Annotated in this window: 27 protein-coding genes; 15 read left to right on the top strand and 12 right to left on the bottom strand. The window is 68.8% G+C overall.

What is annotated here, in order from left to right:
• Positions 1-66: 66 nt before the first annotated feature.
• Entirely contained in the window at positions 67-918 is an 852-nt protein-coding gene (locus Q0632_RS01015) for an alpha/beta hydrolase (protein ID WP_298923426.1), read from the top strand.
• 4 nt (positions 919-922) lie between these two features.
• Positions 923-2,278: a S41 family peptidase gene (locus Q0632_RS01010; protein WP_298923423.1), complete on the top strand. Its 1,356-nt coding sequence runs from the start codon at positions 923-925 to the stop codon at positions 2,276-2,278.
• Positions 2,279-2,284: 6 nt separating this feature from the next.
• Here the strand turns inward: Q0632_RS01010 and Q0632_RS01005 are convergent, their stop codons facing one another.
• The 3 genes from Q0632_RS01005 to Q0632_RS00995 all read right to left on the bottom strand — a co-directional run bounded on the left by Q0632_RS01005 (position 2,285) and on the right by Q0632_RS00995 (position 4,770).
• A complete protein-coding gene (locus Q0632_RS01005) occupies positions 2,285-2,947 on the bottom strand; it encodes a MalM family protein (protein WP_298923421.1) in 663 nt (220 codons plus the stop codon).
• 40 nt (positions 2,948-2,987) lie between these two features.
• A complete protein-coding gene (locus Q0632_RS01000) occupies positions 2,988-3,965 on the bottom strand; it encodes a GMP reductase (protein ID WP_298923419.1) in 978 nt (325 codons plus the stop codon).
• A gap of 115 nt (positions 3,966-4,080) precedes the next feature.
• Complete coding sequence (locus Q0632_RS00995) at positions 4,081-4,770, bottom strand: hypothetical protein (RefSeq protein WP_298923416.1); 690 nt, start codon at positions 4,768-4,770, stop codon at positions 4,081-4,083.
• Positions 4,771-4,801: 31 nt separating this feature from the next.
• Between Q0632_RS00995 and Q0632_RS00990 the strand changes: the two genes are divergently transcribed.
• Positions 4,802-7,192: a UvrD-helicase domain-containing protein gene (locus tag Q0632_RS00990; protein ID WP_298923414.1), complete on the top strand. Its 2,391-nt coding sequence runs from the start codon at positions 4,802-4,804 to the stop codon at positions 7,190-7,192.
• A gap of 38 nt (positions 7,193-7,230) precedes the next feature.
• On the opposite strand, the gene Q0632_RS00985 is transcribed toward Q0632_RS00990, so the two are convergent.
• Positions 7,231-7,794: a hypothetical protein gene (locus Q0632_RS00985; RefSeq protein WP_298923412.1), complete on the bottom strand. Its 564-nt coding sequence runs from the start codon at positions 7,792-7,794 to the stop codon at positions 7,231-7,233.
• A gap of 134 nt (positions 7,795-7,928) precedes the next feature.
• Here Q0632_RS00985 and Q0632_RS00980 point away from each other — a divergent pair, with 134 nt between their 5' ends.
• Positions 7,929-8,759, top strand: coding sequence for an IclR family transcriptional regulator (locus Q0632_RS00980; protein ID WP_298923409.1), 831 nt, complete (start codon positions 7,929-7,931; stop codon positions 8,757-8,759).
• A 78-nt stretch (positions 8,760-8,837) separates the two neighbouring features.
• Positions 8,838-9,311, top strand: a complete 474-nt coding sequence (locus Q0632_RS00975) for a hypothetical protein (protein WP_298923406.1) — start codon at positions 8,838-8,840, stop codon at positions 9,309-9,311.
• 38 nt (positions 9,312-9,349) lie between these two features.
• Here the strand turns inward: Q0632_RS00975 and Q0632_RS00970 are convergent, their stop codons facing one another.
• The 4 genes from Q0632_RS00970 to Q0632_RS00955 form a co-directional block, all read right to left on the bottom strand.
• Complete coding sequence (locus Q0632_RS00970) at positions 9,350-10,105, bottom strand: iron dicitrate transport regulator FecR (RefSeq protein WP_298923404.1); 756 nt, start codon at positions 10,103-10,105, stop codon at positions 9,350-9,352.
• A gap of 96 nt (positions 10,106-10,201) precedes the next feature.
• The gene (locus tag Q0632_RS00965) at positions 10,202-10,972 is read right to left on the bottom strand and encodes a BPSS1780 family membrane protein (RefSeq protein WP_298923402.1); all 771 of its coding nucleotides are present in this window, start codon (positions 10,970-10,972) and stop codon (positions 10,202-10,204) included.
• 11 nt (positions 10,973-10,983) lie between these two features.
• On the bottom strand, positions 10,984-11,934 hold the full coding sequence (locus Q0632_RS00960; RefSeq protein ID WP_298923400.1) for a homoserine kinase: 951 nt from the start codon (positions 11,932-11,934) through the stop codon (positions 10,984-10,986).
• Between the two features lie 2 nt (positions 11,935-11,936).
• Entirely contained in the window at positions 11,937-12,296 is a 360-nt protein-coding gene (locus Q0632_RS00955; protein WP_298923398.1) for a hypothetical protein, read from the bottom strand.
• Positions 12,297-12,349: 53 nt separating this feature from the next.
• On the opposite strand from Q0632_RS00955, the gene polA reads away from it, so the two are divergent.
• On the top strand, positions 12,350-15,166 hold the full coding sequence (gene polA, locus Q0632_RS00950; protein WP_298923396.1) for a DNA polymerase I: 2,817 nt from the start codon (positions 12,350-12,352) through the stop codon (positions 15,164-15,166).
• 15 nt (positions 15,167-15,181) lie between these two features.
• Here polA and Q0632_RS00945 read toward each other — a convergent pair whose 3' ends face one another.
• Complete coding sequence (locus tag Q0632_RS00945; RefSeq protein ID WP_298923394.1) at positions 15,182-15,505, bottom strand: I78 family peptidase inhibitor; 324 nt, start codon at positions 15,503-15,505, stop codon at positions 15,182-15,184.
• Positions 15,506-15,555: 50 nt separating this feature from the next.
• Here Q0632_RS00945 and Q0632_RS00940 point away from each other — a divergent pair, with 50 nt between their 5' ends.
• Complete coding sequence (locus Q0632_RS00940; protein WP_298923392.1) at positions 15,556-17,604, top strand: hypothetical protein; 2,049 nt, start codon at positions 15,556-15,558, stop codon at positions 17,602-17,604.
• Between the two features lie 4 nt (positions 17,605-17,608).
• Here the strand turns inward: Q0632_RS00940 and Q0632_RS00935 are convergent, their stop codons facing one another.
• The gene (locus Q0632_RS00935) at positions 17,609-17,797 is read right to left on the bottom strand and encodes a 4-oxalocrotonate tautomerase (RefSeq protein ID WP_298923390.1); all 189 of its coding nucleotides are present in this window, start codon (positions 17,795-17,797) and stop codon (positions 17,609-17,611) included.
• 82 nt (positions 17,798-17,879) lie between these two features.
• Here Q0632_RS00935 and Q0632_RS00930 point away from each other — a divergent pair, with 82 nt between their 5' ends.
• From Q0632_RS00930 to Q0632_RS00915, 4 genes are all read left to right on the top strand, one after another.
• Positions 17,880-18,767 carry a dienelactone hydrolase family protein gene (locus tag Q0632_RS00930; protein WP_298923388.1) on the top strand — a complete coding sequence of 296 codons (888 nt, stop codon included), beginning with the start codon at positions 17,880-17,882 and terminating at the stop codon, positions 18,765-18,767.
• A 73-nt stretch (positions 18,768-18,840) separates the two neighbouring features.
• Entirely contained in the window at positions 18,841-19,659 is an 819-nt protein-coding gene (locus Q0632_RS00925; protein ID WP_298923386.1) for a ZIP family metal transporter, read from the top strand.
• A gap of 4 nt (positions 19,660-19,663) precedes the next feature.
• Positions 19,664-20,122, top strand: coding sequence for a hypothetical protein (locus Q0632_RS00920; protein WP_298923385.1), 459 nt, complete (start codon positions 19,664-19,666; stop codon positions 20,120-20,122).
• 181 nt (positions 20,123-20,303) lie between these two features.
• A complete protein-coding gene (locus Q0632_RS00915) occupies positions 20,304-21,047 on the top strand; it encodes a DUF4142 domain-containing protein (protein ID WP_298923383.1) in 744 nt (247 codons plus the stop codon).
• On the opposite strand, the gene Q0632_RS00910 is transcribed toward Q0632_RS00915, so the two are convergent.
• Positions 21,025-21,534, bottom strand: a complete 510-nt coding sequence (locus tag Q0632_RS00910) for a DUF4019 domain-containing protein (RefSeq protein WP_298923381.1) — start codon at positions 21,532-21,534, stop codon at positions 21,025-21,027. The two genes, Q0632_RS00915 and Q0632_RS00910, sit on opposite strands and share 23 nt — an antisense overlap.
• A 37-nt stretch (positions 21,535-21,571) precedes the next feature.
• A complete protein-coding gene (locus Q0632_RS00905; RefSeq protein WP_298923379.1) occupies positions 21,572-21,856 on the bottom strand; it encodes a VF530 family protein in 285 nt (94 codons plus the stop codon).
• Between the two features lie 38 nt (positions 21,857-21,894).
• On the opposite strand from Q0632_RS00905, the gene Q0632_RS00900 reads away from it, so the two are divergent.
• The 4 genes from Q0632_RS00900 (at position 21,895) to Q0632_RS00885 (ending at position 25,274) form a co-directional block, all read left to right on the top strand.
• Positions 21,895-22,650 carry a tyrosine-protein phosphatase gene (locus Q0632_RS00900; protein WP_298923377.1) on the top strand — a complete coding sequence of 252 codons (756 nt, stop codon included), beginning with the start codon at positions 21,895-21,897 and terminating at the stop codon, positions 22,648-22,650.
• A gap of 131 nt (positions 22,651-22,781) precedes the next feature.
• Positions 22,782-23,600, top strand: a complete 819-nt coding sequence (locus Q0632_RS00895) for an alpha/beta fold hydrolase (RefSeq protein ID WP_298923375.1) — start codon at positions 22,782-22,784, stop codon at positions 23,598-23,600.
• Between the two features lie 83 nt (positions 23,601-23,683).
• Entirely contained in the window at positions 23,684-25,000 is a 1,317-nt protein-coding gene (locus tag Q0632_RS00890) for a cation:proton antiporter (protein ID WP_298923373.1), read from the top strand.
• Between the two features lie 91 nt (positions 25,001-25,091).
• A complete protein-coding gene (locus Q0632_RS00885) occupies positions 25,092-25,274 on the top strand; it encodes a hypothetical protein (RefSeq protein ID WP_298923371.1) in 183 nt (60 codons plus the stop codon).
• Positions 25,275-25,281 lie beyond the last annotated feature (7 nt).

Below are 25,281 nucleotides of genomic sequence, written 5' to 3'. Positions count from 1 at the left end.
CAAGCGGGGACTTCCCCGGCCTGTGCCAAGATGCACGCCCGCGTAGGCGACAACAGAGGAATTCCCATGGGCAAGCAAGACGGCGCCTGGTTCGACAGCATGTACAACAACCGCGCGCTGGTGCTCCGGCACGCGGAGCACTTCCGGCGCTGGGACGCCGAGTCGGCGCAGGTCGTGCGCAGCCAGCCGCGCAAGCTGGACGTACGCTATGGCGGCGGTCCCAACGAGCATCTGGACATCTTCCCCACCCAGCAGGCCGATGCGCCAGTGCTGGTCTTCATCCATGGCGGCTACTGGCGCTCGCTTGACAAGCAGGGCCATTCCTTCATCGCGCCGGCCTTCACCAGCGAAGGCGCCTGCGTGGTGGTGCCCAATTACGCGTTGTGCCCGGCGGTGACCATTCCCGATATCTGCCTGCAGATGGTGCGGGCCCTGGCCTGGACCTGGCGCCACATCGCCGAGCATGGCGGCGACCCCTCGCGCATCAGCGTGGTCGGCCACTCGGCCGGTGGCCACCTGGCGGCGATGCTGCTGGCCTGCGTGTGGCCGGTGGTGGGCAAGGACCTGCCAGCGGATCTGGTGAAGAGCGCCTTGTCGATTTCCGGCCTGTACGACCTGGATCCCGTGCGCCGCGCGCCCTTCCTGCAGGATGCGCTGCGCCTGACGCCCGGCGATGCGCGCAAGGCCAGCCCGGCGCTGCTGCCCGCGCCGCCGCAGGGCCGCCTGGTCAGCGTGGCCGGTGGCGACGAGAGCGCGGAATTCCTGCGCCAGAACGATCTGATCCGCCAGGCCTGGGGCAAGCAGCGCGTGCCGGTCTGCGAGGCCCTGCCGGGCCTGAACCATTTCAGCGTGCTCGAGGCCCTGGTCCAGCCCGGCCACCGCCTCAACAGCCTGGCGCTGGACCTGCTGCGGACCTGAAGCCATGCACCTGTGGATCCTGGCCCTGGCCTGCGCCTTGCTGGTCGGCTGCGGCGGTGGCGGTGGCGGCAACAGCGCCCCAGTGGAACCGCCGCCGGTGGTCCAGCCCGAGCCGCAGCCCGAGGCTCCCGCCGGCTGTTCGGTGGCCGAGCAGCGCCAGTCCCTGCGCAGCGCCATGGAGAACGACTATTTCTGGCCCACCCAGGCCGGGGACGCCGGCGCCGCGACGATGGACGCGTATTTCCAGTCCTTGCTGTTCAAGCCCACCGACCGCTACAGCTACAGCGAGAGCAGCGCCAACGACGTGCTGCTGATTCTGGGCCAACGCGTTGGCTATGGCTACACCCTGGCCTGGGCCGATGCCGCTGGCACGGTGCTGAAGGTCCGCAACGTCGAGCCGCACAGTCCCGTGGCCCTCGCCGGCCTGCGCCGCGGCGACACCGTGCTGGCCATCGACGGCCAGTCACCCGCGCAGGTCGCGGCAGGCTCGCTGGCACCGGTGTCGACGCCGGGCGTGCCGCGCGAGTTCGTGCTGCGCGACGCGGCGGGCCAGGAGCGCCGACTGGCTGTCAGTTCCGCGCAATTCCCGCTCAGCACGGTTCCTGCGACGGCCACCTTCAGCGTGACGCGGCCGGCGCCTGGGGGAAGCGAGACCGTCAAGGTGGGCTACATCGTCTACCAGCAGTTCATGGTCTACGGCTACATCGAGCTGGGCGATGCGATCCGGTCGATGGCCGCGGCCGGCGTGCAGGAGCTGGTGCTGGACCTGCGCTACAACAACGGCGGCAGCGTCAACCTGTCGCGTGACCTCGCCAGCATGGTCGGCGGCACGCGCGTGGCGGGCCAGGTTTTTGCGCAGCTGCGCTACAACGCGCGCAACGTGGCAAGCAATTACGACATGCCCTTCATCACACTGCCGGCCGGCCTGCCCGCGCCGCCCTTGCAGGGGCTGCCGCGGGTGCTGGTGATCACCTCGGGCGCCACGGCATCTGCCAGTGAGCTGTTCATCAACGGCCTCAAGCCGCTGATGCCGGTGGTCCTGGTGGGCCAGACCACCTATGGCAAGCCCTATGGCTTCGTCGCCCGGGAGTCCTGCGGCACCAGCTACAACGCGGTGAAATTCGAGACCTTCAACGGCCAGGGCTTGGGCCGCTATACCGCCGGTTTCGCACCAGACTGCGAGGTGGCCGACGACCTGGACCGCCAGCTGGGCGATCCGCTGGAAGCACGCACCCGCGCGGCCCTGGATTACATCGCCACCGGCAGTTGCGCCGCGCTGCCGCGCAGCCTGGTGCAGGGCGCCACGCGGCCGCCACAGGCCTTCGGCGAGACCTGGTCCGGTGGCATGCTGCGCGACTGAGCGGCCTTACAGCGGGAGCACCGAGATGGTGACGATGCCTTCGAGCGCACGCGCAGCCACCAGCGCGTAGCTGCGCACCGGTCCGGTCCCCACGGGCAGGGAGGTGACGGGCTGGTTGGCCTCGGTGGCGCTGACGGTCACGCTGTGGGCGCTGTCGTCCAGGTCGACATAGACCAGCATGAAGGCCGCCTGCGCCCGCGGCCCCAGCATCGCCAGCTGCGCCATCTGGACTTGCGCCTGGCTGCCGGTCTCGGCCAGCGCCAGACTTTCCAACGATTCGATGGGCTGGCGCTGCTTGTCCAGGAACATCACGGAGGGCGCGAAGATGCTGCCCTGCCAGCCATCGGCCGGGATCATTTGCAGGCGCAGCGCATAGGGGCCCGGCAAGCGGGGCAGCTCCAGCAGGTAGGCCAGGGCTTGTCTGTCCCGGACCGTCACCGCCGGTGCGCTGCGGTCAAGCAACAAAACGGCTGTCTTCAGGTCGGCCACCAGGGCCCGCTGCGATGGCAGTTCGGCCAGCGCGACCGCCGGTCGCAGGGCGGCGGCGATGCTGGCGGCAAGCTGGGCCTGGACCTCGGCGGACGGGCCACGCGGGGCCGGCGTGGTGCATGCGGCCAGCGCTGTTGCGCAGGCCAGCATGAGTACGGCGCGAACGGGCAGGGGGCTCACATCAGGAGACGTTCGCCGGCGAGCATGGCCAGAGCGCGGCTCACATCAAAAGATGTTCGCCGGCGTTGTCGCCGCCCAGGATGACGTAGTTGACCTTGCGCACGTCCATCAGTTTCTTGCCGCCGGCGTAGCTGATGGAGCTTTGCACGTCTTCTTCCATCTCGCGCAGCGTATCGGCCAGCTTGCCCCTGACCGGTTCGAGGATGCGCTTGCCCTCGACGTGCTTGTACTCGCCCTTGTTGAAGTCCGAGGCGCTGCCGTAGTACTCCTTGAACAGCTTGCCGTCCACCTCCACGGTGTCGCCGGGCGACTCCTCATGGCCGGCCAGCATGGAGCCGATCATCACCATGGTGGCGCCGAAGCGGATGCTCTTGGCGATGTCGCCGTGCTCGCGGATGCCGCCGTCGGCGATGATGGGCTTGGTCGCGACGCGGGCGCACCACTTGAGCGCCGACAGCTGCCAGCCGCCTGTGCCAAAGCCGGTCTTCATGCGCGTGATGCAGACCTTGCCCGGGCCGATGCCCACCTTGGTGGCGTCGGCGCCCCAGTTCTCCAGGTCGATGATGGCCTCGGGCGTGCCCACGTTGCCGGCGATGATGAAGGTCGAGGGCAGCTTCTCGCGCAGGTAGGCGATCATGTTCTTGACCGTGTCTGCATGGCCGTGGGCGATGTCGATGGTCACGTACTCGGGTACCAGGCCGGCGGCGGCCAGCTGGTCCACGGTGTCGTAGTCGGCCTTCTTCACCCCCAGGGAAATGGAGGCGAAGGCGCCGTGAGCCCGCATGTCGCGCACGAACTGCACGTTGTCCAGGTCGAAGCGGTGCATCACGTAGAAGTAGCCGTTCTGCGCCAGCCACAGGCACAGCTTCTCATTGAGGACCGTCTTCATGTTGGCCGGCACCACCGGGATGCGAAAGCTGCGGCCACCCAGTTCCACGCTGGCGTCGCACTCGGAGCGGCTTTCCACGCGGCATTTGCGCGGCAGCAGCAAGACATTGTCGTAATCGAAGATTTCCATACCAGGCTCCAGAAGGCTGTTTGTTGAACAGGGAGAGCGCTTGGACTGTCGGACCGGCCTGGCCGCGTGGGCCAAAAAAAACCGGACCACAAATGCTTGGGCCCGGTGCCCGATTCTACCGCTGCGGGCCCTGGGGCGCGCATCTGGATTGGGCTATAGCCCTTATATCGCCGCGTGCATCCTGGACCCAGCCGACCACGCGCAGGCGCTCGGGGTTGGCGCCCTCGGGGATGCTCAGTGGGCGCGCCTCGAAAAGCCGCATCTGCTGCGCTTTTGATAGCGCTCCAAGTCCATTCCACGGGGGCTGAAGCAGGTTTCTGACCAGATTTCGCTCGACCGGCGTGCCCTCGGTGCCGGCCGGCACGGTTTCCACCAGGGCCAGCCAGGCGGTCCAGGGCGAGCGGCCAGCGGGCCTGAGCTCGATCGAGGCGCCGATGTAGTTGTTGAAGGGCAGGCCATGGGCCACGCGCAGGCTGCGCGCGGCCGCCAGCAGGGGGCTGCGCACAGCCTCGGCCTGCGCCGGCTGCGGCCGTCCGAGGGCCGCCAGCCGCAGCAGTCCATCGCGGCTGGCGGCCGCCGACAGCGGCGCGTCCTCGCCCTTGCTGCCCGGCAGGATCCAGTCCAATGCCACCTCGCGCGCCTGCGGCTGCGGCGTGGCCGGATCAGACCAGCAGCTGTCGCAGTCGGCATTGATGAAGCGCTCGACCAGGGCCAGCGGCCGCAGCTGGCCGTCGCTGGAGCAGGAGGACTGGGCCTGCGCCAGCAGCGGCAGCAGTGTCAGCAGGAAGAAGGGGATTGGTCGCATGGGGCGGGCGCGGGCTTTCTACAATGGATGGATGTTCCCAGAAGTCGCTTCCGATGCCCCGCTCTTGCACAATCTCAACGCGGAGCAGCGCGCGGCGGTCACGCTGCCCAACCAGCATGCGCTGATCCTGGCCGGCGCCGGCTCGGGCAAAACCCGGGTGCTGACCACCCGCATCGCCTGGCTGCTGTCCACCGGCCAGATCTCGCCCGGCGGCGTGCTGGCCGTGACCTTCACCAACAAGGCCGCCAAGGAGATGATGACGCGCCTGGGCGCGCTGCTGCCGGTCAACGTGCGCGGCATGTGGATAGGCACCTTCCACGGTCTGTGCAACCGCCTCCTGCGCGCCCACTACAAGCTGGCGAATCTGCCGCAAAGTTTCCAGATCCTGGACACGCAGGACCAGCTGTCGGCGATCAAGCGGGTGATGAAGGCGCACAACGTCGACGACGAGCGCTTCCCCGCCAAGCAGACCCAGTGGTTCATCTCGGGCGCCAAGGAAGACGGCCTGCGGCCCAACATGGTCGAGGCGCGCAGCGACGAGGACAGGCGCAAGGTCGAGATCTACCAGCTGTACGAAGAGCAGTGCCAGCGCGAAGGCGTGGTCGACTTCGGCGAGCTGATGCTGCGCAGCTACGAGCTGCTGCGCGACAACGATCCCATCCGCGAGCACTACCAGCGGCGCTTCCGCCACATCCTGGTCGACGAGTTTCAGGACACCAACAAGCTGCAGTACGCCTGGCTCAAGCAGCTGGCCGGCCCCGAGAGCGCGGTGCTGGCCGTCGGCGACGACGACCAGAGCATCTATGCCTTCCGCGGCGCCCGTGTGGGCAACATGGCCGACTTCGTGCGCGAGTTCCATGTCACGCACCAGATCAAGCTGGAGCAGAACTACCGCAGCTACAGCAACATCCTGGACTCGGCCAACCAGCTGATCAGCCACAACAAGACGCGTCTGGGCAAGAACCTGCGCACGGACCAGGGCCCGGGCGAGCCGGTGCGCGTTTACGAGGCACCCACCGATCTGGCCGAAGCCCAGTGGATGGTTGAGGAGATGCGCCACCTGGTGCGCGACCAGGGCACGCAGCCGGGCTTCGAGCGCAAGGAGATCGCCGTGCTGTACCGCAGCAACGCGCAGAGCCGGGTGATCGAGACGGCGCTGTTCAATGCCGCCGTGCCCTACCGCGTCTACGGCGGCCTGCGCTTCTTCGAGCGTGCCGAGATCAAGCATGCACTGGCCTACCTGCGCTTGCTGGAGAACCCCAACGACGACACATCCTTCCTGCGGGTGGTGAACTTCCCGCCGCGCGGCATCGGCGCGCGCAGCATCGAGCAGCTGCAGGACGCGGCCCGCGTCGCCGGCTGCTCGCTGCACGACGCGGTCAGCGCCACCACCGGCAAGGCCGGTGCCAACCTGGGCGGCTTCGTCGCCAAGATCGACGTGCTGCGCGAGCAGACGCAAAAGATGGTCTTGAAGGAGATCATCGAGCTGGTGCTGCAGCACTCGGGCCTGGTCGAGCACTACAAGGCCGAGCGTGAAGGCGCCGACCGGGTCGAGAATCTGGAAGAACTGGTCAATGCGGCCGAGAGCTTCGTCACCCAGGAAGGCTTCGGGCGCGACGCCGTCGCCCTGCCGGTGGACGAACTGGGTCCGGGCATGCTGCGCCAGTCGCCGGCCAGCCAGGGCCTGGACCCCAGCCTGCCCGAGGCCAACGAGCCGGCGCCAGACTACGTGCCGCCGGACGCCGAGACCGGCGAGACGCTCTCGCCGCTGGCCGCCTTCCTGACCCATGCGGCGCTGGAGTCGGGCGACAACCAGGCCCAGGCCGGCCAGGACGCGGTGCAGCTGATGACGGTGCACGCGGCCAAGGGCCTGGAGTTCGACTGCGTCTTCATCACCGGCCTGGAAGAGGGCCTGTTCCCCAGCGAGCGCTCGATGGCCGACCACGATGGCCTGGAGGAAGAGCGGCGGCTGATGTACGTGGCCATCACGCGGGCGCGCAAGCGCCTGTACATGAGCCATTCGCAGACGCGCATGCTGCACGGCCAGACCCGCTACAACCTCAAGAGCCGCTTCTTCGACGAGCTGCCCGAGGCCGCGCTCAAATGGCTGACGCCGAAGAACCAGAACTTCGGCGGCTCGTCCTTCGGCTACGGCGCCGGCTATCCGAGCACGCGCTCGGGCGGCTTCCACCGCGACGCCGGCGCCAGCCAGAGCTTTGCCAGCCCGCCTGTGCCGGTGCAAAAGGCCGCGCCCTCGCACGGCCTGCGCGCGGGCATCCAGGTTTTCCACGCCAAGTTCGGTGAAGGCGCTGTGCTGTCGATCGAAGGGCAGGGCGACGATGCCCGGGCCCAGGTGAAGTTCGGCCGCCACGGCATCAAGTGGCTGGCCCTGTCGGTGGCCAAGCTCACGCCTGTCAACTGAGGCGAGCTACACGCAGTGAGCGAGCGTGGGGGCCATTTCTAATCCCCGATGTGGTGCCAGTCGTCTTCCTGCAGCTGGCCAAAGAAGTTGTGGATGGTCTGCAGGCAGCCGTTGGCGGCGGCCCACTCGATCTGCAGGCGCAGGCAGGTCCGCTTGGACAGCGCGGGCATGGACTTCCAGGCCTGGCCAGCCGGCGGCGGCAAGGGGTCCTGGCGGCCTTTGGCGTCGGCCTTTACCGGCAGCAGGTCGTAGAGCAGCTGCCATTGCAACTGCTGCGGGCAGACCCGGTTGTTGCGCCGCGCCTCCAGCATCACCGCCTCCGGGGTCAAACCGCTGGGCGGCTTGTGGCGCGCCGCCATCTGCAAGCCGGCCGGCTCGGTGGCGGCATAGCCCGGTTCGGCGACCGGACGCGTCGGCAGCCCATTGGGCGCGGTCTGTTCAAAGCCCCGGGGCTCCCCGTCGCCGCTGCTCAGGGCGGTAAAGAGGGCCCAGGCCGACTCGGTGTCGGCCTCGACCGCGTCGACACTGGGAATGCGGTCACCAGGCAGGTAGAGACCACCGAAATCGGTGGCCTTTGGTGCTGGCTTTTTGGGGGCGTTCATGAATTACATGTTGTAACAGTCGGGCGCAGCCTTGTCCATCGCTGTTGCGAAGGATTACCGGTCCCGGCCGGGACCGGGACGGATTGACAAGGCTTGCTGCAATGCAGAACATGCTACCCGCAATGCAGAATTCCGTGAACGCTTCTATTTCAAGCGCCGCTACCCCAAGGGTCGGCAAAACCAGCAATGCCAAGGAGGACAGGCACTTCGTCACCGCCCTGGCCCGCGGGCTGGACGTGCTGTCGGCCTTCCGCTCACGCGACCGCATGCTGGGCAACCAGGAACTGGCCCGGCGTTGCGGCCTGCCCAAGTCCACCATCTCGCGGCTGACCTACACGCTGACCAAGCACGGTTACCTGGAGCACGCCCAGGACGACAGCGGCGCCGCCGGCTACCGCCTGGGCAGCGCCGTGCTGGCGCTGGGCAGCGCGATGCTCGCGCGGATGGACCTGCGCCAGCTGGCGCGGCCGCTGATGCAGGAGCTGGCCGACCATTCGCAGGCCATGGTGTCGCTGGGCCTGCGCGATCGCCTGTCCATGATCTACGTCGAGAACTGCCGCAGCGAATCGGCGCTCACCCTCAGCCTGGACGTGGGCTCGCGCATTCCCCTGGCCACCACCGCGATGGGCCGTGCCTACCTGGCGGTGTGCACCGAGGGCGAACGCCAAGCGCTGATGGAGCGCATCCGCGGCCACGACGAGGCGGCCTGGCCGCAACTGCGCGACGGCATCGATGCCGCTGTCGCGCAGTACGCCGAACTGGGTTGCTGTACCTCGTTCGGCGAGTGGCAGCACGACGTCAACGCCATTGCCGTTGCCCTGCGCCGGCCGGCCAGCCGCTCGGTGGTGGCGATCAACTGCGGCGGGCCGGGGTTCAAGCTCTCACCGCAGTACCTGCTGGGCGAGGTGCGGCCGCAGCTGCTGGCGCTGGCCACACGCTTGCAGGGCATGGCCGGCACGGTCTAGAAGAAAACGTGATTTTCTGCCGCATCCGCGGCAGCTTGTGCGACGTTTGTCCTGTTCCAACTTTCCAGGAGCTGCCCCATGAAAACCGCTTCCTTCGTCCTTGCCGCTGCGCTGGCCTTTGGCGCCGCAGGCCATGCCGCCGACATCCCGGGTGCCAACCCCAGCGTGCGCGCGCCGTCGGTCAACGACAGGCTGGGCAACGCCCGCAAGGCGATCGACGCCAAGGACTGGAACAAGGCCCTGTCCGAGCTCAATGCCGCCGCGCGCGAGGAGCCGCGCAACGCCGACGTGCAGAACCTGCTGGGCTACAGCTGGCGCAAGCGCGCCACGCCCGACCTGGCCAAAGCCTTCGAGCACTACAACAACGCGCTGCGCCTGGACCCGCGCCACAAGGGCGCGCACGAGTACATCGGCGAGGCCTACTTGATGGACAAAAAGCCGGCCGAGGCGGACAAGCACCTGGCGCAGCTGGAGAGCATCTGCGGCGGCAAGGGCTGCGAGGAATACCAGGATCTGGCCAAGGCCATCGCCGAGTACAAGGCGAAGAACTGACGCCAAGCCCCATCCCGGTTTGAGCCGGGATCCACCCCTCAGCGTTGCACCGCGGGGGGGGCAGGCGGCGGCGGCTGCTGCTCCTGGTAACCCTCGGCGTCCTTCACGCCCTTGCGCCCGGAGATCTGCCAGGCGGTCTGTTGGTCCGCCAGGCGGGCCAGGAATTCCAGCTCCTCGTCGGTGTGGTTGATGGCCTTGGCGGGCAGGAGGAAATGGCCGTTCTTGGGCTCGGCCTCGCCCCAGAACGCCTGGTGGTAGACCGAGCGCGAGGTGGTCTGGTCCGGGCCTGCGCCCAGCGTCACCACGCCATAGCAGTTGCAGAAATAGCTGCGGTAGTTTTCCTCCGGCCGCACCTCGGTGTAGACGCCGGTGCCGCGGATGCCGGCGGTGAGCGTGGGCGTGAGGATCTGGCGGCTGGTGCCGCGGCCCCAGACACTGGCGATGGCGCCGCTGAGCATGCGCAGCACGCTGACCGAGTTGAGCGTGGCGCCACGCTCGATGGCGAAGCGCGAGTTCTGCCGCACCTGGAAGGCGGTGTTGCCGATCACGAAGACCAGGCTGGAGCCAGGGCCGGTGGCCACAGCGTCGCCGGTCTGGATGGTGGTTTGCGGCTGTACCCGCGTGCCATTGACGGTGGCGTCACCCACCAGTTCCACGATGTTGCTGCGCTGCTGTGCGTGGGCGGCCGAAAAACCGCCCAGGGCGGTCCAGGCAGCGGCAGATTGCAGGAAGCTGCGGCGCTGGAACCAGGTGACTTCGGCTTCGCTGCGGCCTTGCAGGATGTGTTGCGTCATGGGCTCTCCGGGACATCGTGGTGGGGGACGTGGTGGCGCAAAACTACCACGAAACCCGATATACGCCTCCCGGCCCGCTTCGGATGCGCTGGCCGCTCAGGGCGAGGGCGGTGCGTCGGCGGAAAGCCCGCCCTCGGGAGACGGCGCGTCGGTCACGAAGCTGTCGCGGAAGGTGAAGTACAGCGAGGCCGAGGACATGGAGGCCAGCAGCAGGGCGGCCGGCATCATCATGGCGCGCACCATGTCGGCGCCGCCGACCAGGCCGCCGATCAGACCGATCAGCGCCACCACGCTGACGAACACCAGCATCCAGGCCAGGCCGAACAGCGCCAGCGCGCCGAAATTGCGAAAGCAGGCGACGGCGCTGAAGAACAGGCTCTTGAGCGGCGGCACGCCGTGCCAGTGGACCAGCGCAGGCGCGTGCCAGAACATCAGGAACAGCGGTGCATGCAGTGCCAGGGCCAGCAGCGTGGTGGTGTCGATCTGGTTGCCCGGGTCGCCCGGCGCGCCGGCAAACAGCATGGCCAGTCGGGTGGCCAGCAGCGAGCCGCCGGCATAGATCGCGCCCAGCACCAGCATGGCCTTGGCCCGGTCGCGGCCGGCGCGGAACGCGCTGAGCAGCACGGTGGGCATGGGGAATTTGCCCTTGGCCGCCTCGGCCGTGGCCGCCATCAGGCCCAAGGTCGCGGCCGGCACCAGCATGCCGCCGATCAGAACGCCCAGCACCGGGATCGCCGAGATCACCAGCACCACGGCCATGTACATGAAGAACAGGCCGGCCAGGGCCAGGGGCTGCTTGAAGAAGGCCTTTATGCCCAGCCGCACCCACAGGAGACCGGTGCGTGCCGGAACGACGTTGAGTTTCATGGGGTGGGGGCTCAGGCTGTGACCGGGTGGGCGACGCGCTGGCGCAGCACACGCTCGAAGTGACCGGGATCGTGCGGCTGCAGCATGGCGGCTTCGCGCGGCAGATGGAAGTCCCACAGGCGCGAGATCCAGAAGCGCAGGGCGCCGGCGCGGGCCATGGCCGGCAGCAGCTGGCGCTCCGCCGCCGCCAGCGGCCGGCGCGCGCCATAGGCGTCCAGGAAGGCGAGTGCGCGCTCGGGGTCATGCGCGCCGCTGGGCAGGTCGACGCACCAGTCGTTCAGGCAGACCGCGATGTCGAACAGCCAGCTGTCGACGCCGGCGAAATAGAAGTCGAAAAAGCCGGTCAGCTCGCTGCCCTCGAACATCACGTTGTCGCGGAACAGGTCGGCATGGATGGGGCCGCGCGGCAGGGCGGCGTAGGCCGAGCCGGCGGCGATGTGGTTCTGAAGGGCCAGCTCGGCGCGGATCAGCGCGGCCTGCGCCGCATCGAGGAAGGGCAGGACCACCGGCACGGTCTCGTTCCACCAGGCCAGGCCACGCAGGTTGGGCTGGCTGCGCGGGTAGTCACGGCCGGCCAGGTGCATGCGTGCCAGCATGTCGCCAACGGCGGCGCAGTGCGCGGCGGTGGGTGCCAGCTCGCTCTTGCCGCGCAGCCGGTTGACCACCGCAGCGGGCTTGCCGCACAGCTTGTGCAGGATGTCACCGTCGCGGTCGGACTGCGGATCGGGCACCGGGATGCCGCGCTGCGCCAGGTGCTTCATCAGGTGCAGGTAGAACGGCAACTGCTCGAAGCCCAGGCGTTCGAACAGGGTCAGCACGTACTGGCCGGTCTCGGTGGTGGCGAAGTAGTTGGTGTTCTCGATGCCGCCCTGGATGCCGCGCAGCTCGCGCAGCTGCCCCAGCTGCAGCCGGCCCAGCAGTTCGCCGGCCTCGCCCTCGGAGACTTCGGTGAAAACGGCCATTGTCAGAACTTCAGGACGTTCCAGACCCGCGTGCCGGTGGCGCTGCCCATGCCGTCGCGGTTGTCGGCGGGGCGGCTGCGTGCCAGGTCGGTGGGGGTGATCTCGTACTCGGGCACGTCGGCCTTGGGCTGGACCGTGATGCTCTGGGTCTGGCCGCCGTAGCGCACCTCCTCGATCGTGCTGCCGGCGTCCTCATGCACGATGCGTTGCACTTTCTGGTTCTTACGGCCTTCGCTTTGCTCCTGCTTTTGTAGCGCCTCCGGCTTGCTGGACGGGGGCTGTTGGCTGGTTGGAGCCGCAGGCTGGGCGAGGGCGGCGGCGCCGGCCAGCAGCGCGGGCAGGACGAGGAAACGGGCTTGCATGGTCCGATTGTAGGGGGGCGCAGGCCTGCGCCGCGGGCGGGCACAATGCCTGCATGAGCGATGCCACCGACGACCAAATCCCCCTGGAGAAGACCCTGCTGCTGGTCGACGGCTCCAGCTACCTGTACCGGGCTTTCCACGCCATGCCGGACCTGCGTGCCGTGCCCGGCGACCCGGCCAGCCCGGCCACAGGCGCCATCCGCGGCATGATCAACATGATGCAGAAGCTGCGCAAGGACGTGCGCGCCGACTACGCGGTCTGCGTCTTCGACGCGCCGGGCAAAACCTTCCGCGACGACCTCTACCCCGAGTACAAGGCCAATCGCTCGTCCATGCCGGACGACCTGCGCTCCCAGATCCCGGCCATCCACGAAGTCGTGCGCCTGCTGGGGTGGAAAGTGCTGAACGTGCCGGGCGTGGAAGCCGACGACGTCATCGGCACGCTGTCGTGCATGGCCACCGAGCAGGGCATCACGACCGTGATTTCCAGCGGCGACAAGGACCTGTCCCAGCTGGTCAACGAGCATGTGACGGTGATCGACACCATGAACGACCGCAAGCGCGACGTCGCCGGCGTCGAGGCCGAGTTCGGCGTGCCGCCGCGCCTGATGGTGGACTACCAGACCCTGGTGGGCGACACGGTGGACAACGTGCCCGGCGTCAACAAGGTCGGCCCGAAGACGGCGGTCAAGCTGCTGCTCGAATACGGCTCGGTCGACGCCATGATCGAGCGCGCCGACGAGCTCAAGGGCGCGGTCGGCGAGAACTTCCGCCAGGCACTGGACTGGCTGCCCCAGGGCCGGGCCTTGCTGACGGTCAAGAAGGACTGCGACCTGCGCGAGCACATCCCCGGCCTGCCCTCGCTGGAGGACATCGTGATCGGCGGCCAGCAGACCGACGCGCTGAAAACTTTTTACGCGCAGCACGGCTTCAAGGGCCTGGTCAAGCAGCTGGAACTGCACGCCGTGCCGCCGGAACTGATCGAGGAACACCAGAGCAAAAAGAAGCCCGGCGCCAACCCCGGCCTGTTCGACGAACCCGACCTGGTGGGCCAGTTGCCGGTGAGCAACCTGCAGTACGACACCATCTTCAGCTGGGAGCAGTTCGACGACTGGCTGCGCCGCCTCGAAGCCTCGGAGCTTGCGGCCATCGACACCGAGACCAGCTCGCTCGACGAAATGCTGGCCGAAATCATCGGCGTGTCCTTCTCGGTCAAGCCGGGCGAGGCGGCCTACATCCCCCTGGCCCACAGCTATGGCGACGCGCCCGAGCAATTGCCGCGCGACGAAGTGCTGGCCAGGCTCAAGCCCTGGCTGGAGAACCCGGACAAGAAAAAGCTGGGCCAGCACATCAAGTACGACCGCCATGTCTTTGCCAACCACGGCATCGAGGTCCAGGGCTATGCGCACGACACCATGCTGCAAAGCTATGTGCTGGAAGTGCACAAGCCGCACGGCCTGGCCAGCCTGGCCGAGCGCCACCTGGGCCGCAGCGGCATCGACTACGAATCGCTGACCGGCAAGGGCGTGCACCAGATTCCGTTCTCGCAGGTGTCGGTGGACAAGGCATCCGAGTACTCCTGCGAGGACTCGGACCAGACCCTGGACGTGCACCTTGCCCTTTGGCCGCAGCTTGAGCGCGATGCCAGGCTGCGCTTCATCTACGAGCTGGAGATGCAAAGCAGCGAGACGCTCTACCGCATCGAGCGCAACGGCGTGCTGATCGATGGGCCCATGCTGGCCAAGCAGAGCGCGGAGTTGGGCACGCGCATCCTGCAGCTGGAAAAAGAGGCGCACGAGCTGGGCGGCCAGCCCTTCAACCTGGGAAGCCCCAAGCAGATCGGCGAGATCCTGTTCACCAAGCTGGGCCTGCCGGTGGTCAAGAAGACGCCCAGCGGATCGCCCAGCACCGATGAAGAGGTTCTGGAAAAACTCGCCGAGGACTATCCGCTGCCGGCCAAGCTGCTGGAGCACCGCGGCCTGTCCAAGCTCAAGGGCACCTACACCGACAAGCTGGCGCAGATGGCCCATCCCAGGACCGGCCGCGTCCACACGCACTACGCCCAGGCGGTGGCCGTGACGGGGCGTTTGTCCAGCAACGACCCCAATTTGCAGAACATCCCGGTCAAGACCGCGGAAGGCCGGCGTGTGCGCGAGGCCTTCGTCGCCGCGCCCGGCCACCTGATCGCCAGCGCCGACTACAGCCAGATCGAGCTGCGCATCATGGCCCATCTGAGCGAAGACGCGGCCCTGCTCAAGGCCTTCACCGAAGGCATGGACGTGCACCGCGCCACCGCGGCGGAGGTCTTCGGCGTCGCGCCCGGCGAGGTGTCGAGCGAACAGCGCCGCTACGCCAAGGTCATCAACTTTGGCCTGATCTACGGCATGAGCAGCTTCGGCCTGGCGCGCAACCTGGGGATTGAAACCAAGGCGGCGGCGGCCTACATCGACCGCTACTTCCAGCGCTACCCGGGCGTGAAGAACTACATGGACGAGACCCGCGCATCGGCCAAGGAGCAGGGCTATGTGGAGACGGTGTTCGGCCGGCGCCTGGTCCTGCCCGAGATCAATTCACCGAATGGGCCGCGCCGCGGCGGCGCCGAGCGGGCCGCCATCAACGCGCCCATGCAGGGCACGGCGGCCGACCTGATCAAGCTGGCCATGGTCAAGGTGCAGGACGTGCTCGACGCGCAAAAGCGCGGCACGAAGATGATCATGCAGGTGCACGACGAACTGGTGTTCGAGGTGCCGCAGGCCGAGGTCGACTGGCTGCGGGTGGAGATTCCGCGCCTGATGGCTGGCGTGGCGCAATTGCGCGTGCCCCTGCTGGCCGAGATCGGCGTGGGCGAGAACTGGGAAAAGGCGCACTGAAGCGCCGGCGGCCAGCTAGCCGCAGCGCACCCGGGTCACGCGGCCGTCGCTGTCGGTGTCCAGGTTCAGGCGCATGGCGTCGAACTCCATGGTCACCGCCTGGTTGGGCTTGAGCAGGCGCACCCGCGTGGCGCCAGCGCGCTCCCTGGCCTGGGCCACCAGGTCACCATTGGGGATCTGGCCGACCGCGAATTGCGCTGCCGCCGCGTCGCACTGGGCGCTGCTGGCCAGGGCCGGCGGCGGCAAGGCCTGGCCGGGCGGGGCGGAAGCGGCGGGGCCGCTCGGCTGGGCGCAGGCGGTGAGGGCGGCTGTGCCCAGGAAGCTCAGGATTCGCAGCATGTTGCAGTCCGGTGTGGGTCTGGGCCATTCTAGGCAGGCAAGGAGGAGGGATGAAAGCAATCGCAAGCAAGCACCTGGCGGTGGCCGGCCTGGCCGTGGCCATCGCACTGCTCGCACTGGCCCTGTGGTGCGGCGACCGCGCCAGCCGCATCCAGGGGCCATCGGCACTGGCTGTGCTGCCGGACCAGTCGGTCTGGCTGTCGGTGGACGACGAGCTCTGGCGGCTCGGAGCGGACGGCCGGTTGTTGGACCGCGTCGACAGCATGGGGGCGCTGGGCACGCCGGGCCTGGTGGGCAATCTGGCGCGCCATCCCTCCGGTGCGGTGGTGGCGGCGGTGCGCGACGACCCGCGGCTGTTCTTCCTCGACCCGGCGACGGGCCGCCTGCAGCGCACGCTGCTGCCGCAGTGGCCGGCGGATCTGGCGCAGCACGCTGCGCGCGCCATCAGCTATGCGTTTTCTCCGGCGGGGCTGCTGGCGGTGGCCACCGGTGGCGGCCATGCGGTGGCTCTGTTCGACGGCGAGGGCCGTTTCCTGGCGCGTACACAGCCGGACCTGTACCGCTTCACCAATGGGCTGTGGTGGCAGGGCGAGGCCCTGTGGACCACCAACACCAACCGCTTCCAGCTGATCGAACTGGACCCGCGCAGCATGGCGCCGGTGCAGACCCTGCGCCTGCGCGGCGGGCATTCCACGGCCGTCTACCTGGGCATGGCCACGCCCTCGCAGGGACAGGCCCGCGACGGCCTGCAGGCACTGGCTTCGGTGGTCCGCTTCGCCAACGGCATGACGGTGGGCCGGGTGGTCGATGTCTTTGCCGATGGCAGCGAGCGCGAGTTCACCGGCAGCGATGGCACCGAGCCGCGCGACCTGACCTGGGCGGGCGGCAAGCTGCTGGTGGTCGACGGCGCCTCGTACCGCGTGCTGCGCTTCGGCGCCGACGGCGCGCGCGCAGGCGAGTTCGGCGATGCCGGCACCGCAGCCGCGCTGTTGCAGCGCAAGGCGCTTAAGCTGCGTTATGGCCGCTTGCACAACGGCCTGCTGGCTGGCGGTGTGCTGGTGTTCCTGGCAGCCCTGGTGCTGGCCGTGCGGGCCGAGCGCGGCGCGCAGGCTGGAGCGCGCCAGCGCGCCGAGCTTGCCAGCCTGGGCGCTGCCACGCCAGCGGCCGGCCCCTGGAGCGTGGCGGGCCGCTGGCTGTTGCTGGCGGCACCGGTGCTGCTGTTGGTGGCCTGGACCTTTCCGTGGCTGCTGCGCTTGCGTCCCTGGCCTTCGTGGCTGGCGGCGGGTCTTGCCCCTTTGGGCCTGTGGGCGCCGGTGGCCGTCGCCGCCTTTGTGCTGGTGGCCATCTTGCTATGGCAGCGCCTGGCCTTCGCCTGGGCCGGCGCGCGGCCAGGCTGGGAGGCGGTGGTCAATGCCGCAGCCTTGCGCCTGTTGCGCCGTGCCCAGGTGGGGGAGCAGCTGCTCGAGGGCGAGCAGGTGCAAGACACGGTGTTGCTGATCGGCTTGCCGGCGCGCGCCGTGGTGCTGACGCAGTGGCGGCTGCTGGTGTTCGCGCTCAGTGCCACCGACTGCGTGCTGGAACGCGCCGCTGCGCGCGCCGATGTCACTGCGGCGCAAGCTGCGACCGCGGGTGAGATGAACTGGATGGGGCGCTTGCGCCTGCTGCTCAATTCCGGCGCCGGCGTGCTGCGCCTGGAGATGGGCGCTGCGGCCGTTGCCGGCTACGTCATCTCGCTGGTGACGGCGCAGCGCATGGCCGCGGCGATGCGGGACAGGTCGGCCATCGCGCCAGGCATGCCCCCGTGGCAGGGAGCGCCAGCGCAGGCCCGGCGGCGCATCGCCTGGGCTTGGGCCGTGCTGGCCTCGGCTCTGGTGCCCGGCCTGGGCCAATGGATGCAGCGGCGACGCACCATGGCCCTGCTGCTGTTCCTGCCCTGGGCCGGCTGGCTGCTGCAGGTGAGCCTGCCCCTGGCCTGGACCCTGGCGGGGCCGCGGGCCGAGGTCGGTGTGGGCAGCGTCCTCTCGGCTTTGCAGATCCATCTGCTGCTGGGCGTGGTGGCCGCCTGGGATGCCTGGCGCATGCGCAAGCGCGCCGGCTGAATGCCTATTTCTTCTCGGACCAGAGCTCGCCGCCGGTGGCCCAGTTGCTGCGCTGGATGTCGGTCAGGATGATGTCGACCGATTCGGCCTTGCCGCCCAGGGTGTCGACCACGGCCTGGGTGATGGCCTTGACCAGGTTCTTCTTCTGTTCGGGCGTGCGGCCCTCGAACATGTCGATGCGGATGGTGGGCATGGAAAAATCTCCTCACGAAAAACGCGAATTATGGGCGGCCCCGTATATTCGCGGGCAGTTCATCCCCCACAGGAGTGCCGCCATGTTGCATGAAGACCTGCGAACCGACTTCGACGCCCTGCTGCCCGGCAACGCCGGTGCCACGCGGCGCGGCGCGCTCAAGGCCGCACTCGGTGTGGGCTATGCCGCTGCCGCCGGTGCTGCGATGGCGCAGACCGCCATCAAGACCTCGTCCGAAGGCCTGGTCACAGGAGAGTTCACTTACGAAGTCAATGGCTTCAAGGTGCCGGCCTTTCGCGCCCAGCCGGCGGGCCGGGCGAATCTGCCGGTGGTGCTGGTGATCCAGGAGATCTTCGGCGTGCACGAGTACATCGCCGACACCGCACGCCGCTTCGCCAAGGCCGGCTACCTGGCGATCGCGCCCGAGCTGTACGCGCGCCAGGGCGACCCCAGCACTTACGGCGAGATGGCCAAGCTGATGGCCGAGGTGGTGTCCAAGGTGCCGGATGCGCAGGTGATGGCCGACCTGGACGGCGCGCTCAAGTGGGCTGGCGCCAACGGCGGCGACGTCCACCGCGCCGCCATCACCGGCTTTTGCTGGGGTGGGCGCATCACCTGGCTGTATGCCGCCCATGGTCCGGTCAAGGCCGGCGTGGCCTGGTACGGCCGCCTGGTGGGCAGTGCCAGCGATCTGACGCCGCGCCACCCGCTGGACATTGCCGCCGGCCTGCAGGCGCCGGTGCTGGGCCTGTACGGCGCGGCCGACAGCGGCATCCCGCTTGACACGGTTGATAAGATGAAAGCCGCTCTGGCCGCCGGGTCTCCCGCGGCCAGGGCTTCGCAGTTCGTGGTGTACCCGGACGCGCCCCATGCCTTCCATGCCGACTACCGCCCCAGCTACCGCGCGGCGCCGGCCATCGACGGCTGGACCCGGGCGCTGGCATGGTTCAAGGCGAACGGCGTGGCCTGAGGCCGGACCCCGGCCGGCCGCAAATTGAACATTCAACAATGCCCCAGCCCCTGCCGGCTGGGCGTGAGACGCTATGACTTTGCTAGCAATCCTGATCGCAACGCTGGCCGCCGGCATCGGCAGCGTGTGGCTGGCCGCCGCCCTGATGGGCCTGGGCCTGCTGGGCGCCCACAGTGGCAAGCCCGGTGGGCTTGGCGCCCAGCACCTGCTGAGCCTGGCGGCCGGCGCCCTGCTGGCCACGGCCTTCATGCACCTGCTGCCGGAAGCTTTTGAAAGCCAGGCTGGCGCCAAGCAACTGTTTGCCACGCTGTTGGTGGGTCTGGTCTTCTTCTTCCTGTTGGACAAGGCGGAGCTGTGGCACCACGGCCATGAGCACCACCACGAAGGCGCCCACGACCATGCCCACGGTCACGCGCATGCCCACCACCATCACGCGCCGCGTGCCGGCGGCTGGGCCGTGCTCACCGGCGACAGCGTGCACTGCTTCGGCGACGGCATCCTGATCGCCTCGGCCTTCGTCGCCGACCTGCGCCTGGGCGTGGTCGCTGCGCTGGCGGTGCTGGCGCACGAGGTGCCGCACCATATCGGCGACCTGGTGGTGCTGCGCCAGACCAGCAGCAACCGGCGCGCCGCCCTGGTCAAGGTCTCGCTGGCCGGCGCCGTCACTGCCCTGGGCGGGCTGTGCGGCTGGTGGCTGGTCGACAAGCTGCACGACTGGCTGCCTTACTTCCTGGTGGTGGCCAGCAGCAGCTTCATCTACGTGGCGCTGGCTGACCTGATCCCGCAGCTGCAAAAGCGTCTGGGTGCGCGCGAGACCGCCGCCCAGATCGGCTGGCTGCTGGCCGGCATCGCCCTGGTCACCGTGGTCAGCGTCCTGGCCCATTCACATTGAGCCCATGAAACGCCACGCTGCCTGCCTGCTTGCCACCGCCTTGCTGTTGCAGGCTTGCGGCGGCGGTGACGACCCGGCCGACGTCGCTCTGGTGTTCACCGAGGTGCAGAGCAGTGCCAGTTCGGCCATTGCGCAGGCGCGCACCGTGGCTGTCCACGACGACACGGCCTGGGCCGCGCTGTGGGCCGCGCACAAGGCCCATGAGACGCCCCCGCCGCCGCGTCCGCCCATCGATTTCGCCCTTCAAAGCGTGGCAGCGGTCTTCCTGGGCGAGGTGGGCGCCTGCGACCGGCCGCGCGTCGACTCTGTCGTGCTGACGCCCGGCACGCGCATCACGGTGCAGTGGACCCATGTGTTGCCGCAGCCCTTCGAGGCCTGCATCGCCATGCTGGGGCGGCCGGCGCAGATGGTGCGCTTTGACAACCCGCAGCAATTGCCGCTGGAGTTCCGGCAGGCGCGCTGAAGCGGCGCAGAGCAGCGGGGGCGTGCAGCGCAAGTAGGGCTTTGGGCCAGGGTGTGGCCTTCCTACGTCGCCCTAAGACAAATTCTTACAGCGTGCAACAGCCTGCCTGCCAAGATGAGGCACAAGGCGGCGGATGTTCGCTGCCGACCTCGGGGGTGAGGGTATGAAGTACCTCGGCTGCATGTTATTTGCCATCGCGCTGTCCGGCGCGGCCCTGGCCGAAACCGAAGCAGAGTACGGGCGCACGCCCGTAGCGCCCGCTGTCCCCGTGGAGCCCGTAGAGCGGCCGCGTCCGGTACGCCCGGTCTTTGCGGCCGACGCCGTGCGCGGCCTGGCGCCCACCAGCCCCGAGATGCGCGAGGAACGCGCCTTTCTCAAGACCGCTGCGGCGGCGGCCCGGTTTGAAGCCGAGGCCGGCAAGCTGGCCCTGGGCCGCTCCACCGACCCACGCGTGCTGGCCTTCGCGGCCGACCTGATGGACCGGCACAGTGCCACCAGCCTGGAGCTGACCCAACTGCTGCACGTGCGCGGCATGGCCCCGCCCATGCTGGACAACGGCCAGCGCGCGCTGCTCAAGAGCCTGGCCAAACGCAGCGGCAGCAAGTTCGACCGCGAGTTCATGGACCAGGTTGGTCTCAAAAGCCTGCGCGAGGACCTGCGCCTGTATGACAAGGCCAGCCTGGCGGCCCAGGACCCGTCTCTCAAGGCCTGGCTGGAGCGCCAGCTGCCGCAGCTGCGCTCCAGCGTGCTGATGGCCGAGCGTGTCGCGCCAGGGGGCAGCCGCCTGGCGCAGGAGCGCAAGAGTGGCGCGGCACTGCCCACCACGCTGGCGCCACGCCAGCCGCCCTTGGCCGGCGTGACCCTGGCGACGCAGAAGATGGGCGGCGGCGCGGCAGCGCCGCTCAGCGTGTCGAGTAACCGGTGACCCGCCACTTGCCGTCGGCTTCCCGCACGGTGGTGACGATTTCCTGCACTTCCTTCTTGTCGAACTTCGTGAGGAAGACCACGCTCACGTAGTCGCCGGCGGGGCGGCCTTCCAGCGTGGTCTTGTACGAGGCGGGACCTGTCTGGCGCTCGACGAACACGCCCAGCGGCGTGCGCACGTTGGGGATGTTGTCCATCCACATGGCCAGCGGCACGGTGGAGCGGAACATGGCGGCGGTGCTCTCCCAGGCCGTGCCCCAGTCGCGCCGGTCCAGCAGGGTCAGCCAGGCGGCGGCGACCAGCTTGCCGGCGGCCTCCTTGGCTGCTTGCTCGCTTGAGACAGGGGCGGGTGCCTGCGCGCCGGACTGGGCGGGCGCGGCGGCGGGTGCGCTGGGCGCCGCCGGCGCGTTCTTGGGCAGCTTCAGCTGCGCACCGGCGGCCGTGCAAAACAGCGCGGCGGCCAGGGTCAGGGTGCGGGAAGCGGTCATGGGGTTGTTCTCTCTGGCAAAGACTGTGCGAGTGAGTCTAAACGCCGGGAGTTCCTGCGGATTGGCGCCGGATGTCGCGCAGCATGAACAGATACAAGCCTTCCACTTTGTCGCGCGCCCATGGCGTCTTGCGCAGGAACTTCAGGCTCGACGCGATGCTGGGGTCGCTGGTGAAGCAGCGCACCGGGATGCGCTCACCCAGGCCGGCCCAGCCGTACTGCGCGACCAGGGCCGTGACGATGGCTTCCAGCGTCAGGCCGTGCAGGGGGTTCTTTGGCTGTGTTGGCGGAGCTGGCGGGGGCGTGGGTGTGTCGGTGGCCATGGCCCAAGTATCGGTCACCAAGGCCCGACAATGCAGCCATGCCCACTCCCTTGAGCCTGAGCGGCGCCCCCAACTTCCGCGACCTTGGCGGCTACGTCACCGCCAGCGGCCACAGCGTGCGCCGCCATCGCTTCTTCCGCTCCGACCACCTGGGCGCGCTGGCGCCGGCCGACCTGTCGGCGCTGGCCACAGCGCTGGGTGCGCCGCTGCGCGTGCTGGACCTGCGCGGTGTCAACGAGCGGCTGTTGGCGGCCTGCGCGATCCCGGGCGCGACGGTGCATTCGCTGCCGATCGAGCCGACCATCGTGCAAAAGCTGCAGGACCTGCTGGCCGCCGGTGAGCAACTGGACGAGGCCACCACCGTCGCCCTGATACAGGACACCTACCGCGGCTTCGTGCGCGGCAACACGCCGCGCTTTGCCGCGTTGTTCGGCCACCTGCTGGACGAAGCCGACACCGCGCCCCTGGTCTTTCACTGCACCGCCGGCAAGGACCGCACCGGCTTTGCCGCGGCCCTGCTGCTGCTGGCGCTGGGCGTGCCGCGCGACACGGTGCTGCACGACTACCTGCTGACCAACGACAGGCTGGCCGCTCGCGTGCACTCGGGCGCACTGCCGCCGCAGGTGGCCCGCGTGCTGTGGCGGGTGCAGCCAGAGTTCCTGGCCGCCGCCTTCGAGGCGGTCGACGCCGACTACGGCGGACTCGAGGGCTATCTGCGCGACGGCCTGCTGCTTGGCACGGCGCAGCAGCGCCGGCTGCGCGAACGCTTTCTGGTGGCCGCCGAACGCTCTTGATTCACTAGCGCCTCGCGCCGGTTTCCTACGCCGCCCGGTGTGGCGCACTGACAGCCCGTTGGTCACACGGACTCAAGAATGGCCTGCCGGGTGCCGAAGAAGTTGGCAACCCACAGGATCAGGAGTTCTCCATGGCCTATGTCGTGTTTCTCGTCAGCGTGCTGCTCGCGCTGGTGGCCATCTACGGCGCCGCCATCAGCTGGCTGTACTTCCGCCAGGAGCGCCTGCTGTTCGAGCCCGAGCAACTGGCGCAGGACCAGGTCCTGTGTGCGGACGCCGACGTGCGTGAACTCTTCGTCGATGTGCCCGGCGCCCGCCTGTCGGTCGCCCAGCTGCAGCTGCCCAGAGCGCGCGGCGTGATGTTCTTCCTGCACGGCAACTCCGGCAATCTGCAAAAGTGGCTGGTCGGCCTGGACACTTTTCGCGAGCTCAATTACGACGTCGTGATGTTCGACTACCGGGGTTTTGGCAAGAGCAGCGGCCGCATCGAGAGCGAGGCCCAGTTGCACGCCGACGTGCAGGCTGTCTGGGCGCAATTCGCGCCGCAGTACGAGGGCCGCCGTGTGGTTGTCGCCGGCCAGTCGCTGGGCACCGGCCTGGCGGCGGGCCTGTCGGCGGAAATGTGTTCGGCCGGCCGCGCGCCCGACCTGACCATCATGGTCTCGGCCTACAGCAGCATGCAGGCGCTGGGCGCCGAGCTTTACCCCTGGGTGCCCAGCCGGGTGCTGCGCTACCCACTGGCCACACTGGACCGGGCCTGCCGCCTGACCGGCAAGCTGATGCTGATCCACGGCGACAAGGACGAACTGATTGGCTTCCACCACAGCCAGGCCTTGCACCGCGCCATGCCGCTGGCGCAGCTGCACTGCGTGGAGGGCGCGGGCCACAGCGACGTGCACCAATTCCCGTCTTTCCGCCAGGCCATGCACAGCGCACTGGCTGCACTTTGATCCCGCTTGCTCCTGATTTGAGAGCGTCTGAAGGCCATTCCATGGGGTCTGCAGCCCTTTTTCCCTTGCGATCGCAGGCCTGAATGGACTTCGCCATCTGGTCCCTGCTGGTCGGCGCCCTGCTCATCGTGATGGCCCTGGGCACCAGCGTGCTGGCGCGCCTGCCGCTGTCGACCGCCATGCTCTACCTGCTGGCCGGGGTTGCCATCGGCCCGCTCGGTCTGGGCCTGCTGTGGGCCACGCCCGACCGCCACACGCTGCTGATCGAGCGCCTGACCGAGGTGGTGGTGCTGGTCTCGCTGTTCACCGCCGGCCTCAAGCTCAGCCCCCCTCTGAACGACCGCCGCTGGTGGCTGCCGCTGCGGCTGGCGCTGACTTCCATGGTCCTGACCGTGCTGGCGATCAGCGCCGTCGGCTGGCTGCTGCTGGGCCTGCCGCTGGGCGCGGCCATCCTGCTGGGCGGCATCCTGGCGCCCACCGACCCGGTGCTGGCCTCCGACGTGCAGGTGCACGACCCGGCGGACCGCGACAAGCTGCGCTTTGCGCTGACTGGCGAGGGCGGCCTGAACGACGGCACGGCCTTTCCTTTTGTGATGCTGGGCCTGGGTCTGCTGGGACTGCACGACCTGGGCGAGGGCGGCTGGCGCTGGCTGACGCTGGACGTGGCCTGGGCCGGCATCGCCGGCCTCAGCGTGGGCGCCCTGCTCGGGCTGGCTGTGGGCCGGCTGGTGCTGTTCCTGCGGCGCGAGCACCGCGAAGCCGTGGGCCTGGACGACTTCCTTGCCCTGGGCCTGATCGGCCTGTCGTACGGCGCCGCCGTGCTGGTCCACGGCTATGGCTTTCTGGCCGTCTTTGCCGCCGGTGTGGCGCTGCGCCACCTGGAACGTTCGCAAAGACCAACGCCGGCCGCCACCAGCCAGGCGCTCAACCAGGCCGCCATCGACCCCGACCAGAATGCCGCCAACGCGGCAGCCGTGCATCCGCAGCACGCGCCGGCCTTCATGGCGCAGGCGGTGCTGGGCTTCAACCAGCAGCTCGAACGCATCGGCGAGGTGACCGTGGTCATCACCATCGGTGCGCTGCTGTGGGCTGTGGCCTGGGACAAGGCCGTGTGGTGGTTCGTGCCGCTGCTGCTGCTGGTGATCCGGCCGCTGGCCGTGGCTGTGGGCCTGGCCGGCTCGGCCAGCAGCGGCGCCCAGCGCGCCCTGATCGGCTGGTTCGGCATCCGCGGCATCGGTTCGCTCTACTACCTGATGTTTGCCATCAACCACGGCCTGGCGCCCGAGCTGGCCCAGGTGCTGACGGCGCTGACGCTGTCGGTGGTGGTCAGCTCCATCGTGCTGCACGGCATTTCGGTCACGCCCATGATGGCGGCCTACGAGCGGCGGCGCCGCCGCTGAAGCCCAGTCCTACAGGGCGTGCATGGGCGCGCTGACAGCGCTTGCCTGTGGCGGCGGCCTACAGTGGTTTGCACCACTTCAAGGAACAGCCATGACAGCGCAAAGCCAGGACCGCTTCGGCGACAAGGAGCCCAAGGCCGGTGAGGGCGACGTCGCCAAGCCCAAGCGGGTGCCCAACGCCGACATGCAGAGCGACGACGCAGGCACGGCCGACAGCGGCAACGAGCCCGTGCCCGGCGAGGCGCCGCTGGAGCGCTCTGGCAGCCAGGACTAGAACGCCC

Origin of the sequence: uncultured Ramlibacter sp. (assembly GCF_936925435.1) — a bacterium.
Lineage (GTDB): Bacteria > Pseudomonadota > Gammaproteobacteria > Burkholderiales > Burkholderiaceae_C > Ramlibacter.
This window is presented reverse-complemented; position numbering and strand designations above follow the sequence as displayed.